The following is a 13,713-nucleotide window of genomic DNA, read 5'->3' as shown; positions in this document are numbered from 1 at the left end:
TGCAGTTGGATAAAAATTTAAGCAACAAGAAATTTGGAGGGAACTGAATGAATACTTGGATAAAGAACGCAACAATGGTAAATCATCGTAATGAGATTGAAGCAATTGAATTGCTTATTAAAGAAGGCAAAATAGATGCAATTGGAGCAGACTTAAGCTTAATTGGAGAACAAGTTGAAAAAATAATTGATGCAAAAGGGGCTCTAATAACTCCAGGACTAGTCGATGTTCATGTTCATTTGAGAGAACCTGGATTTACGTATAAAGAAACCATTAAAACAGGAAGTGAAGCAGCCGCACGAGGTGGATTTACGACGATTTGTGCAATGCCAAATACGAACCCTGTTCCAGATACTGTTGAAAAATTTGCTGAGATACAAGCAAAAATTCAAGAAGATGCTGTTGTAAACGTGTTACATTACGCACCCATTACAACAGGATTAAAGAGTGATGAATTAGTGGATCAAGTTGGTCTTTTAAAAGCAGGAGCATTTGCCTTCACTAATGATGGTGTAGGCGTTCAAACTGCTGGAACAATGTATTTAGCTATGGTAGAAGCTGCTAAAAATAACACAGTTATCGTTGCCCATACAGAAGATGATTCGTTATTATTCGGTGGAGTCATGCATCAAGGCGCAATGTCTGAAAAATTAAATTTACCAGGAATTTTAAGTATTACCGAAGCATCACAAATCGCACGAGATGTTTTGTTAAGTGAAGCAACAGGCGCGCACTATCATGTCTGTCATGTTTCAACAAAAGAAAGTGTTCGTGTGATTCGTGATGCTAAAAAAGCTGGAATTCATGTAACTGCAGAAGTTACCCCTCATCATTTACTTTTATCTGAAGAAGATATTCCAAGTGACACAGCTATTTATAAAATGAACCCACCATTACGTGGAATCGATGATCGTGACGCTTTAATTGAAGGTTTACTTGATGGCACAATTGATTTTATTGCAACTGATCATGCACCACATGGAGACGAAGAAAAATCTGGTGGTATGGTAAATGCTCCATTTGGAATAGTTGGTAGCGAAACTGCTTTTCAATTATTGTATACTCATTTTGTCAAAACTGAAAAATTTACTTTAATACAATTAATTGAATGGATGAGTACTAAACCAGCTGAAACTTTTAAGTTAAATGCAGGTCACTTAGAAGTTGGTGCACCCGCAGATTTAGCTTTATTCGATCTAACGGATGAACAAATAATTGATGCTCAAGAATTTAAATCATTAGCAAGTAATACACCATTTATTGGTTGGAAAGTTTCAGGAACAACATTGATGACACTGGTAAATGGAGAAGTTGTTTATTCATAGGAGGTTGATAGGATGGATCGTTTATTATTACTAGAAGATGGTACAGTATTTAAAGGAAAAGGATTTGGTGCACCGATTGAAGTGACTGGTGAAGTTGTCTTTTCAACAGGAATGACCGGTTATCAAGAAACAATCACAGATCAATCGTATAATGGACAAATGATTGTTTTCACCTACCCATTAGTAGGGAATTACGGTATTAATCGAGACGACTTTGAATCAATTGAACCTACATGTAAAGGGGTTATCGTGAAAGAACATGCTCGAGTTGCCTCTAATTGGCGCAGTCAGATTACCTTAGACGAATTTCTGAAACGAAAAAATATCCCTGGGATTTCCGGTATTGATACACGTAAATTAACAAAAATTTTGAGGGATAAAGGAACGATTAAAGGCATGATTACAGGAGCAAATGAAAATTTAGAACATGCTTTTGATCAATTAAGAGCGACTGTTCTGCCAACGAATCAAGTTGCCCAAGTTTCAACCAGCCATCCTTATCCGAGTCCAGGAAGTGGACGAAATGTTGTAGTAATCGATTTTGGCTTAAAACACAGTATTTTACGAGAATTAAGCAATCGAAATTGTAATTTAACGATCCTTCCATATAACACTACGGCACAAACTATTATCGATTTAAATCCTGATGGTGTAATGCTGACGAATGGACCTGGAGATCCAAAAGATGTCCCAGAAGCATTAGAAATGATTCGTGGTATTCAAGGGAAATTCCCAATCTTCGGAATTTGTTTAGGACATCAATTAATTTCATTGGCCAATGGAGCAGATACCTTTAAATTAAAATTTGGGCATCGTGGATTTAATCATCCTGTAAAAGAAATTGCTACTGGTCGAATTGATTTCACTTCACAAAATCACGGCTATGCAGTTGATGAAAAAACGGTTAATAAAGAAGAGTTAATTGTAACGCATATCGAATTAAACGATGGAACTGTGGAAGGGATTAAACATCGCTATCATCCCGTATTCAGTGTTCAATTCCATCCGGATGCTGCACCTGGACCACATGATGCAAGTCATTTATTTGATCAATTTATGGAATTAATGGATGCTGGAAAGGAGCGCAACGCCAATGCCTAAAAGAACAGATATTAAAAAAATTATGGTGATTGGTTCTGGTCCCATTATTATCGGTCAAGCGGCCGAATTTGATTATGCAGGAACACAAGCTTGTTTAGCATTAAAAGAAGAGGGTTATGAAGTTGTGTTAGTTAACTCAAATCCAGCAACAATTATGACAGATAAGGAAATTGCTGATAAAGTCTACATTGAACCAATTACATTGGAATTTGTTTCGCGCATTTTAAGAAAAGAATTACCAGATGCGATTGTTCCAACACTAGGTGGACAAACTGGTTTGAATATGGCAATGGAATTAGCCGCTTCAGGAATTTTAGATGATCTAAATATTGAATTGCTAGGTACAAAATTAAGTGCAATTGATCAAGCAGAAGACCGAGATTTATTTAGACAACTCATGCATGAACTTGGCGAACCTGTACCAGAGTCAGAGATTGTCCATACTGTTGATGAAGCTTTAACGTTTGCTGAAAAAATTGGATTCCCTTTAATTGTTCGTCCTGCTTTCACATTAGGTGGAACAGGTGGCGGAATTTGCCATAATTTGAAGGAACTAAAAGAAATTGTCACCAATGGATTAAAATTATCTCCTGCTAATCAATGTTTAGTCGAAATGAGCATTGCTGGCTATAAGGAAATTGAATATGAAGTGATGCGAGATAGCGCAGATAATGCCATGGTTGTTTGTAATATGGAAAATATTGATCCGGTTGGCATTCACACAGGTGATTCAATTGTTGTTGCGCCTAGCCAGACTTTATCTGACTATGAATACCAAATGTTACGCGATTCTTCACTAAAAATTATTCGTGCTTTAGGAATTGAAGGGGGTTGTAATGTTCAACTAGCCTTAGATCCGAATAGCTTTAACTACTTTATTATCGAAGTCAACCCACGAGTAAGTCGGTCATCGGCTTTAGCTAGTAAAGCAACGGGCTATCCAATTGCTAAGTTAGCCGCTAAAATTGCTGTTGGTTTAACTTTAGATGAAATGAAAAACCCAGTAACAGGAACCACTTATGCTCAATTTGAGCCTGCGTTAGACTATGTAGTAGCAAAAATTCCTCGTTGGCCTTTTGATAAATTCGAGAATGGAGAACGTAAATTAGGAACGCAAATGAAAGCAACTGGCGAAGTCATGTCCATCGGTCGTACTATTGAAGAAGCTCTTTTAAAAGCTGTACGCTCTTTAGAAATCGGTACACTACATGTGGAAATTCCAGAAGCAACGGCCATTAGTGATGAAAACTTAGTTGAAAAAATCATCAATGTACAAGATGATCGTCTGTTTTATCTAGTTGAAGGCATCCGTCGAGGTTATACAATTGAAGATTTAGCAGAATTAACCAAGATTGACTTATTTTTCTTAGATAAATTACTGCATATTGTTGAAATTGAACAAGAGCTAAAAGTAAAACCAACCAATTTAGACTTACTAAGAAATGCTAAAGAATATGGATTTTCCGATTCAGCAATTGCGAAACTTTGGGAGACAGATGCTCTTTCGATTGCTGCATTGCGAAAGAAAAATGGAATCATTCCAGTTTACAAAATGGTTGATACTTGTGCTGGTGAATTTGAGTCAAAAACGCCTTACTTCTATAGCACCTATGAAGAAGAAAATGAAAGTATTGTTACGGATCGTGAATCTGTTTTAGTTTTAGGATCAGGACCTATCCGAATTGGTCAAGGAGTTGAGTTTGATTATGCAACGGTTCACTCTGTAAAAGCCATTCAAAAAGCTGGTTATGAAGCAATTATTATGAATAGTAATCCTGAAACAGTTTCAACTGATTTCTCGATTTCTGATAAGCTTTATTTTGAACCATTAACCTTAGAAGACGTCATGCATGTTATTGATTTAGAAAAACCAAAAGGCGTAATTGTTCAATTCGGTGGACAAACAGCGATTAATTTAGCAGAACCTTTAACAAAATTAGGTGTGCCAATATTAGGAACCACTGTCGAAGATTTAGATCGTGCGGAAAACCGTGATTTGTTTGAACATGCATTAAAAGAATTAGGTGTACCACAACCTCTTGGAGATACTGCTCGTAGTGAAGCAGAAGCGGTGGTTATCGCGAACCGAATCGGCTATCCAGTACTAGTACGTCCAAGTTATGTTCTAGGTGGGCGAGCAATGGAAATTGTAGAGAATCAAAAAGATTTAGAAAATTATATGCGTCATGCAGTTAAAGCTTCTCCAGAACATCCTGTCCTAGTCGATCGTTATTTGTTAGGAAAAGAATGTGAAGTAGATGCCATTAGTGATGGAACAGACGTCTTGATTCCTGGAATTATGGAACATATTGAACGTGCAGGAGTCCATTCAGGTGATTCAATGGCTGTCTATCCACCACAAAACTTATCAGCTGAATTGCAAGCTACAATTGCAGATTTTACAAAGCGATTAGCATTAGGCTTAAATTGTATTGGAATGATGAATGTTCAGTTTGTTATTCATGAGAATCAAGTTTATGTTATTGAGGTGAATCCTCGTGCTAGCCGTACTGCACCATTTTTAAGTAAAGTTACAGGTATTCCTATGGCCCAGATTGCAACAAATGTGATTCTAGGAAAAACGTTAAAAGAACAAGGATACCAAGATGGACTATATCCTGAATCAACTAAGGTTCATGTAAAAGCACCCGTTTTCTCATTTGCTAAATTACTGAGTGTTGATACAAATCTTGGACCAGAAATGAAGTCAACTGGTGAAGTAATGGGAACTGATACAACCTTAGAGAAAGCTCTTTATAAAGCATTTGAAGGAAGCAATCTTCATTTAGCAGATCATGGAACCGTACTGTTCACCATTGCAAATGAAGACAAAGTTGAAGCGTATGAATTAGCCCGTCGTTTTTATGAGATAGGCTATCAATTAACAGCTACAGCTGGAACAGCTGAATATCTACAAGAAAAAGGTCTGCCTGTGAAGCGGATTAACAAAATCGCTGAAAATGGAGAATTAAATGTCTTAGATGTACTCAACCAAGGAGTTGTACAAGCTGTTGTGAATACAATGGGACGAGATAAAGAAGTTCAAAGCGATGGCTTCCAAATACGACGTGAAGCTGTTGAACACGGAATTCCATTATTTACTTCACTTGATACAACAAGTGCCATTTTAAAAGTTTTAGAATCACGTTCATTTGATACTTCAGCTTTATAAAATAATTGCAGGGCTGCAACTGAGTTTAGTTTAGTTAAGCTAAACTTAGTTGTATTACTTAAATTTAATATCAATTTTCTAGGAGGGGAATCATGTTACAAGAAATTATGACCGTTGTTGCTCAAAAAGAATTAGCTCCAAAAATTTTTGAAATGCGCTTAACTGGAGAATTAGTGAAAGAAATGGGAACACCTGATCAGTTTTTGCATATTTTAGTTCCGCGTCAAGATTTATTATTGCGCCGACCAATTAGTATTGCTGAAATTAATTCTGAACGTCAAGAATGTACTATTATTTATCGTGTAGAAGGTGCGGGTACAGCAGCAATGAGTCTATTAACTGCTGGAGATCCTTTAGATGTAATGGGTCCTCTTGGAAATGGTTTTCCATTAGAAAAAGCTCAAGCTGGAGCAAAGGCTTTAGTTATTGGCGGTGGCATTGGAGTTCCACCTTTGTACGAACTTTCAAAACAATTAGTTGCTAAAGGTGTTGAGGTGCAACATGTCTTTGGTTTTGCTAATAAAGAAGTTATCTTTTATGAAACAGAATTTAAAAAACTAGGAAATGTAATTTATTCAACCGATAATGGCTCTTATGGCATTCATGGACATATTGGTTTTGCTTTAGACACGCTCCCAGAGAATTATGTACCAGATGTTGTCTATGCTTGTGGTTCTCGTGGATTATTGATGGCTGTTGAAAATCGCTATGAACAGTTAGATCATGCCTATTTTTCGTTAGAAGCCCGTATGGCTTGTGGCATGGGAGCTTGTTATGCTTGTGTTTGCCACAAGAAAGATGATCCCACTGGAGCAACTAGTATGAAAGTCTGTGATGAAGGTCCAGTCTTTAAAGTTGGAGAGGTGGTTTTATAATGAATCGTTTAGCTGTGAATTTGCCTGGTCTTCAATTAAAAAATCCAATAATGCCTGCTAGTGGTTGTTTTGGATTTGGTGAAGAGTATGCGAAGTATTTTGATTTAAATCAATTAGGTTCAATGATGGTGAAGGCTGCAACATTGGAACCACGTTTTGGAAATGCAACACCACGCGTTGCCGAAACACCTAGTGGAATGTTAAATGCAATTGGTCTTCAAAATCCAGGATTAGATGTTATTATGTCAGATAAATTACCTAAATTAGAAAAATATGATGTTCCCATTATTGCGAATGTAGCTGGTTCGACTAAAGAAGATTATATTGAAGTCTGCCAAAGAATTAGCCTAGCTCCAAATGTACATGCCATTGAGTTAAATGTTTCATGTCCCAATGTTAAACACGGTGGAATTACTTTTGGAACTGATCCAGAAGTCATCTATGATTTAACTCAAGCTGTTAAGGCAGTTTCTAGTGTCCCAATTTATGTAAAACTTTCTCCAAATGTAACAGATATTGTCCCGATTGCTAAAGCTGTCGAAGCTGCTGGAGCAGATGGAATTAGTATGATTAATACTTTGCTAGGAATGCGAATTGATTTAAAAACTAGACGTCCAATTTTAGCCAATCAAACGGGTGGACTTTCGGGACCAGCAATTAAACCAGTTGCAATTCGTTTGATTCATCAAGTTAGCCATGCAGTAAAGATTCCAATTATTGGTATGGGTGGTGTCTATACAGTGGATGACGTTCTAGAGATGTTCATGGCTGGAGCAAGTGCTGTTGCAGTTGGCACAGCGAACTTTACAAATCCAACAATTTGTCCTACACTTATAAAGGATTTACCAAATAGAATGGATGAACTGGGGATTAGTACTCTAGAAAACCTAATAAAAGAAGTGCGGGAAGGAAGATAACATGCAATCAAAACCAATTATTGCTTTAGATTTTTCAACAAGTGATGAAATTAAAAAATTTTTGGCTCACTTTAAAGAGGAGCAACTTTTTGTCAAAGTCGGAATGGAACTTTACTATCAAAATGGACCAGAAGTTGTAAAGTTAATGAAAAGCCTAGGTCATGAAATTTTCTTAGACTTAAAACTTCATGATATTCCTAATACAGTCGAACGTTCAATGAAAGGCTTAGCAGCATTAGATGTAGATATGATTAATGTTCATGCTGCTGGAGGCAAACAAATGATGGAATCCGCTATGAGTGGCATTATTTCTGGAACACCTGCTGGACGTCAACGTCCGAGCTTAATCGCGGTTACACAACTAACTTCTACAACACAAGAAGCTATGCGGAAAGAACAATTAATCGAAGTACCGCTTCTTCAAAGTGTGATTCATTATGCTAAACTAACACAAAATGCTGGTTTAGACGGAGTCGTTTGTTCCGCACTAGAAGCTCAATTGATTAAAGAAAATACATCAAGTGAATTTTTATGTGTCACTCCTGGAATTCGTCCAGCAGGAGATGAAAAAGGCGATCAAAAGCGTGTAGCTACTCCAGCGAGAGCAAGAGCTGGTGGTTCTAGTTATATTGTTGTCGGACGTCCAATTACTTTAGCAGAAGACCCAGTTAGAGCCTATCACTTAATTAAAGATCAATGGAATGGAGTCGAAAATTAATATGACAATTGAAAAAAAAATTGCAAAAGATTTATTAGAAATTGAAGCAGTAAGCTTGAGTCCTAACGCACCTTTTACATGGGCAAGTGGCATTAAAAGTCCGATTTATTGTGATAATCGTATTACTATGAGTTACCCTAAAGTACGTCGTGAGATTGCTAGTGGATTAGCAGAATTAATTAAAACTAATTATCCTGATGCAGAAGTCATTGCAGGAACAGCTACTGCAGGTATTCCTCATGCTGCTTGGGTTGCTGAAATTTTAGACTTACCGATGGTTTATATTCGTGGCAAAGCAAAAGATCATGGCAAAGGCAATCAAATTGAAGGTCGCATTTCAAATGGACAAAAAATGGTTATCATTGAAGATTTAATCTCAACCGGCGGGAGTGTTATCGACGCAGCTGTTGCTGCTAAAAACGAAGGTGCTGATGTCATTGGAACAGCTGCAATCTTTACCTATGAGTTGCCTAAAGGAATTGAGAATTTTTCTGCAAATCAGCTAACATTTAAAACCTTAACTACCTATTCAACACTAATTGAGGTGGCTTTAGAAATGGGTGCAATTAAAGCTGAAGATATGACCTTGTTGCAAGAGTGGAAAAAAGATCCAGCTAGCTGGGGTAAATAAATTTCAAAACATCAAAAGTAAGTCTATTGGGCTTACTTTTGATGTTTTTTCTTCTAAATAAAGGTCTAAACTTTTCCTTTTTAATCAAATAGTGTATGATGAGTTAAATTATAATTTGATTAAAAAGGAGGGTGTTTTTGATGAACGACAAAACGATGAAACTGACAACTGAAATAAATAAGTTGGCAGATTTATGTAAAAAAAATAATCATATTGATCCAATACTTTATCAAAAATTCGATGTAAAACAAGGCTTACGTGATATCAATGGTAAGGGGGTATTAGCAGGACTAACGACTATTTCTAAAGTTCAAGCACAAACAACGAATGCTGCTGGAAAGATCATTTCAACAGACGGTTTATTGGAATATCGTGGAATCACGATTCATGATGTTACCCAAGGTTACTTAACTGATAAACGTTTTGGCTTTGAAGAAGTGAGTTATCTACTTCTATTCGGAAATTTGCCAAATGAAGCAGAGTTGCTTGATTTTCAAAAACTACTGGCCTCTAAAAGAAAATTACCTACAAATTTTGTACGAGATGTTCTTCTAACTGCATCTAGCAAAGATATTATGAATGTATTGGCTCGTAGTGTATTAACATTAGCATCCTACGATGAGTCTGCAGATGATATCTCCATACCTAATGTTTTAGATCAAAGTTTAATGTTAATCAGTGTTTTCCCAATGTTAGCTGTCTATGCATATCATGCTTATTGCCATTACGAATGCGAAGGTAGTCTTTATATTCACTATCCATCTGATAAACTTTCCAATGCAGAAAATCTTCTAAGAATGTTACGGCCAGATCAACAGTATACACAATCTGAAGCAACCATTTTAGATTTAGCGTTAGTTCTTCATATGGAACATGGAGGAGGGAACAATTCTAGCTTTACAACTCATGTTGTCACTTCATCTGGAACAGATACCTATTCAACTATTGCAGCAGCTCTAGGGTCATTAAAGGGACCAAAACATGGTGGTGCGAATATTAAAGTCGTAGAAATGTTTGAAGATTTAAAACAACAGGTTACAAATATTAAAGATGAAGAAGAAGTGCGTCGGTACCTCAAAAAATTGTTAAATAAAGAAGCTTTTGATCAAAAAGGGTTAATTTATGGAATGGGCCATGCCGTTTATTCAATCTCTGATCCTAGAGCAGAAATTTTTAAAGGCTTTGTCAAGCAGCTAGCTACAGAAAAGGACCGTTTAGATGAGTTTCAACTTTATACAATGGTTGAGAATTTAGCTCCAAAAGTCATTGGCGAAGAACGACATATTTATAAAGGAGTTAGTGCAAATGTTGATTTCTTTAGTGGCTTCGTTTATAGTATGTTAGATTTGCCAACAGAATTGTTCACACCTATTTTTGCAATGGCACGAATTGTTGGCTGGAGCGCACATCGTTTGGAAGAACTAATTAATACGAATAAAATTATTCGTCCTGCATATGATAGTATTTCTGAAGAAAGTACGTATACGACTCTTGAGCAACGATAAGAACTTAGTCAAAAACTCATTATTAAGTAAGTTTTTGACTAAGTGTTTAAGAAATTTTTTTATGAGGATAACCAGAGGTTTGCAGTCGGTCATTCATTAAAGAAGATACGGAGGGGGTCATTACATGATAATTAAGTAGAACTAGTTGCATTCGATCATTAATTCGAGCCTCAAACGTTAACATTGCACCAAGTTGGACTTTATAAACGAAATCGTAAGCCATCATTCCTGAAACTAAACAATAGAACTTGCGACCATCAGCTTCGAGAGTAAAGCGGCAAAGTGGGACACCACTGGTTAAATTAATAATTTTAACATCCGAAATAACCATCCCTGTCAATGTAATAAAATTCATCTTTTTCCCTCCTTCGTTAAAAAGCTTAGCGAACTAAATTTTCTTCTACTTGAAATGTTAGTTCTGGTAAAATATCTACTTCATCAATTGATTTTAAAAATTCAGCATACAACTCATGGGTATCATCTAATAAACGAATACCTTGTTTTACTCCTTCAAAATAAAAGGCATAAATATTGCTATCTAAGTTTTTCTTTTTTTCAATTAAATCTTTTAAAATAAGTGGCATTTGCGGATTATTCATCGATTAAGTTCCTCCTAACAATTCAGTAACAACTAAAATCATTATACGAACAAATGTTCTAAATGTAAAGCGAACAAATTATAAAGAAATAAAAATAAAAAAAAGGTTGCTTTTTCATAGCGTTCATGTAGATAAAAAGCTTAAGAGCAAAACTATTTTGTAGTTTTCTCCCAAGCTCTTTCTTTGACTTATTTAATTGGATAACTGTTGGTTTAACAAATTTCTAAATTTTATGCGATCATTTTCAGTAAAGGCTTTTGGACCTTTAGTACGTTTGCCACTTTTTCGCTCCATTGCACTTAAATAACGTGACTGCAATAATTGATCAATATTTTCATGAGAATATTGAAACCCTGTATGATGTAAGACCGTAGATCCCTTCGCTAACGCTAAAGAGGCTAGTCCATAATCTTGAGTAACTAATAAATCCTCTTTATGAATTAGTTGCATAATCCGATAATCTGCTGCCTCAGCGCCATTATCAACGTAAATAGTTTTTACTCCATCTGGTTGAATAACTGTAGAAAAATGAGAAATACTCGTCACGATAATGACAGGAATGGCTCTTTTTACTGCTTCAGTAATAATAATATCTTTAACTGGGCAAGCATCAGCATCAATATAAATATTCATTTGTATAACACACCTTTATTTTTATTTAGCCTAAAGCAACATCGAGAATCATCATAATTAAAAAACCTACCATCACACCAAAAGTTGCATAATGAGCTCCTTTGGCTGTTTGTTTTTGTTGTGCTTCTGGAATTAATTCTTCAACAACAACATAAATCATTGCACCAGCAGCAAAAGCTAAGGCATAAGGCAATATCGATGTCACATACGTAACTAAAATAGCTCCTAAAACTCCCGCAATCGGTTCCACAATTCCTGATGCTTGACCATATAGAAAGGCTTTTGTTCGACTTAAACCTTCTTGACGTAATGGAATAGACACAGCAGCGCCTTCTGGAAAGTTTTGAATTCCAATTCCAATCGCTACGGCTAAAGCGGCAGCAATTCCAGCTTCGGGGCTTCCAGTTACTTGATTTGCTGCACCAAATGCGACCCCAACAGCTAGACCTTCTGGAATATTATGAAGGGTAATCGAGAAAACCAGTAAAATTGTCCGTCGTAAGTGACTAGGCAAGCCTTCTACTTCATGATTATCACCAAAGTGCATATGAGGCAATATCTTATCAGCAGCATATAAGAAAAGCCCACCAAATGCAAAACCAACGCCTACGACTAACCATGGAATTGAACCTTGCGATTTCGCCATTTCTAGAGCTGGATCTAGTAAAGACCAAAAACTAGCGGCAATCATAACTCCAGAAGCAAATCCTAACATTAGGTTAAAAATATCGCGATTGATATCTTTAAAGAAAAATACTAGCGCTGAACCAAGTGCTGTTAATGCCCAAGTAAAAAGTGTTCCAATTAGAGCTTGTTGCCATGGTTCAAACTGCATTAAAAAAGTAATCATTTTAGTAACCCTTTCTTCATTCTTATTTTTAAACGATTTAAATAGTAGTTTGATAATTAATAGAGGGAGTAGCAACCATTTTTAGGAAACGAATAGTTTAATTTTAGGCACCCCTACTTTATTATAGTACCATTGATAATGAAAATAGAAAAGTGCATTCTCTGTTTTTGATTACTTTCTTAGTCCTAAGGTACCATTCTTGATTGGGAACGTTCTCTTTCTAACTGATTTAAACGAATACGCTCTAAATAAGTAGACTCTAATTTATTCACATTGGAAAAACGAGTCGCATTATCCAAGTCATCTGTAATAATACCCATAACTGACTTTTTCATCATTCGATCCATTTCAGATGGAAAATCAACCGTCCATAAATAAACTGTTCGGTTTTCCGTTCGTTGTTGCGCTAAAAATTCATCACTTGCCAATGTAGCCCGTAAAGCTACAAATTGATAATCCCTAAAATCTTTAGATGGCAAGCTTTTGATAACTAAGCCAACTTGAAGTGAGGGAGATAATTCTTTTAGACGATTCAAAAAATGATCATCTTGAGATTGGATTAAATAGTCAGATGTGACTTGATATTTTTCTAGTAAAGTAATTAAATCTTGTGGCATATCCATACTATCTGAGGAACTTGTTTTAATATCCAATAAAAGCGGTTGTCCTTGACTTTTTGCTAGTGATATAACTTCTTCAAGCGTTGGGATGTACCCAGTCACATTATTTTGTTTTAACTTAATTTTTTTTAGTTCTGCCAGTGTTAATTGTCGAATCTTATTTTTTTTATGAGCCAAACGTCGTAAACTTGTGTCATGTATGACGACAAAATAATTGTCTTTAGTTTGCTGAATATCTACTTCAACATAGGCAGGTTTAAATTGAATTGCTGTTTGAAGAGACTCTAATGTATTCTCAACAGTATTTTTCTGAAAGCCACGATGGGCGATAACTCTAGAATCAGATTTAGGAAAAGAAAGGTATTTTGTAGGATATTCCCATTTTGGTAGAAAAAATTCCTTTTTTTCTTCATCTGAATGATTAAAAAAATGTGGATAGCTAACGAATACGATTCCACTACTACTTAGAAGAACTATTCCACAAAACAGAAAAATTTTGAAAAAAGGTTGGCGTTTCATTTGGAAAAAGCTCCTGACATTATAAATTTTAAATCGCTTTTAGTGTACCAAAAAAAAGCAAAGAATAGTAGTTAGCCAATTTTCATTATAATAGGTCGTTAATTTCAATTTTTTATGAAAATTTTCTTCTTAACCAGTTTTTAAAATTTCAAGAGATCATGTATGCTCCTGGGATGATTGATGAAGTAAAGCAAAAACTAGCTAAAACCACTTGTCTATATATTTACTTATCTTCGCTTATCAAAAAC

At 35.8% G+C, this 13,713-nt stretch carries 13 protein-coding genes; 8 read left to right on the top strand and 5 right to left on the bottom strand.

Features of this window, described 5'->3' with window-relative positions; genetic code table 11:
• Positions 1 to 47: 47 nt before the first annotated feature.
• The 8 genes from BR43_RS04340 (at position 48) to BR43_RS04305 (ending at position 10,244) form a co-directional block, all read left to right on the top strand.
• Positions 48 to 1,325, top strand: a complete 1,278-nt coding sequence (locus BR43_RS04340) for a dihydroorotase (RefSeq protein ID WP_034559844.1) — start codon at positions 48 to 50, stop codon at positions 1,323 to 1,325.
• A 12-nt stretch (positions 1,326 to 1,337) separates the two neighbouring features.
• Positions 1,338 to 2,426 carry a carbamoyl phosphate synthase small subunit gene (locus BR43_RS04335; protein WP_034559843.1) on the top strand — a complete coding sequence of 363 codons (1,089 nt, stop codon included), beginning with the start codon at positions 1,338 to 1,340 and terminating at the stop codon, positions 2,424 to 2,426.
• Entirely contained in the window at positions 2,419 to 5,598 is a 3,180-nt protein-coding gene (gene carB / locus BR43_RS04330; protein ID WP_034559842.1) for a carbamoyl-phosphate synthase large subunit, read from the top strand. Before BR43_RS04335 ends, carB begins: the two co-directional genes overlap by 8 nt.
• 92 nt (positions 5,599 to 5,690) lie before the next feature.
• Positions 5,691 to 6,473 (top strand): dihydroorotate dehydrogenase electron transfer subunit, encoded by a 783-nt coding sequence (locus BR43_RS04325; protein WP_034559841.1) that lies wholly within the window; start codon positions 5,691 to 5,693, stop codon positions 6,471 to 6,473.
• Positions 6,473 to 7,390 (top strand): dihydroorotate dehydrogenase, encoded by a 918-nt coding sequence (locus BR43_RS04320; RefSeq protein WP_034559839.1) that lies wholly within the window; start codon positions 6,473 to 6,475, stop codon positions 7,388 to 7,390. Before BR43_RS04325 ends, BR43_RS04320 begins: the two co-directional genes overlap by 1 nt.
• A gap of 1 nt (position 7,391) precedes the next feature.
• Positions 7,392 to 8,108, top strand: coding sequence for an orotidine-5'-phosphate decarboxylase (pyrF, locus tag BR43_RS04315; protein WP_034559838.1), 717 nt, complete (start codon positions 7,392 to 7,394; stop codon positions 8,106 to 8,108).
• 1 nt (position 8,109) lies between these two features.
• On the top strand, positions 8,110 to 8,739 hold the full coding sequence (gene pyrE, locus BR43_RS04310; RefSeq protein WP_034559837.1) for an orotate phosphoribosyltransferase: 630 nt from the start codon (positions 8,110 to 8,112) through the stop codon (positions 8,737 to 8,739).
• 140 nt (positions 8,740 to 8,879) lie between these two features.
• Positions 8,880 to 10,244 carry a citrate/2-methylcitrate synthase gene (locus BR43_RS04305; protein WP_034559835.1) on the top strand — a complete coding sequence of 455 codons (1,365 nt, stop codon included), beginning with the start codon at positions 8,880 to 8,882 and terminating at the stop codon, positions 10,242 to 10,244.
• 46 nt (positions 10,245 to 10,290) lie between these two features.
• Here BR43_RS04305 and BR43_RS04300 read toward each other — a convergent pair whose 3' ends face one another.
• From BR43_RS04300 to BR43_RS04280, 5 genes are all read right to left on the bottom strand, one after another.
• Positions 10,291 to 10,599, bottom strand: coding sequence for an ssDNA-binding protein (locus BR43_RS04300; RefSeq protein ID WP_034559834.1), 309 nt, complete (start codon positions 10,597 to 10,599; stop codon positions 10,291 to 10,293).
• Positions 10,600 to 10,624: 25 nt separating this feature from the next.
• The gene (locus tag BR43_RS04295) at positions 10,625 to 10,843 is read right to left on the bottom strand and encodes a hypothetical protein (RefSeq protein WP_034559832.1); all 219 of its coding nucleotides are present in this window, start codon (positions 10,841 to 10,843) and stop codon (positions 10,625 to 10,627) included.
• 192 nt (positions 10,844 to 11,035) lie between these two features.
• Positions 11,036 to 11,476 carry a YaiI/YqxD family protein gene (locus tag BR43_RS04290; RefSeq protein ID WP_034559830.1) on the bottom strand — a complete coding sequence of 147 codons (441 nt, stop codon included), beginning with the start codon at positions 11,474 to 11,476 and terminating at the stop codon, positions 11,036 to 11,038.
• Between the two features lie 25 nt (positions 11,477 to 11,501).
• Positions 11,502 to 12,326, bottom strand: a complete 825-nt coding sequence (locus BR43_RS04285; RefSeq protein WP_034559828.1) for a ZIP family metal transporter — start codon at positions 12,324 to 12,326, stop codon at positions 11,502 to 11,504.
• Positions 12,327 to 12,511: 185 nt separating this feature from the next.
• Positions 12,512 to 13,465 (bottom strand): glycerophosphodiester phosphodiesterase family protein, encoded by a 954-nt coding sequence (locus tag BR43_RS04280; protein WP_034559827.1) that lies wholly within the window; start codon positions 13,463 to 13,465, stop codon positions 12,512 to 12,514.
• Between the last annotated feature and the right edge of the window lie 248 nt (positions 13,466 to 13,713).

It is taken from the genome of Carnobacterium gallinarum DSM 4847 (assembly GCF_000744375.1).
Lineage (GTDB): Bacteria > Bacillota > Bacilli > Lactobacillales > Carnobacteriaceae > Carnobacterium > Carnobacterium gallinarum.
The sequence above is the reverse complement of the archived record's forward strand: the minus strand, read 5'-3'. Positions and strand labels throughout refer to the sequence as shown.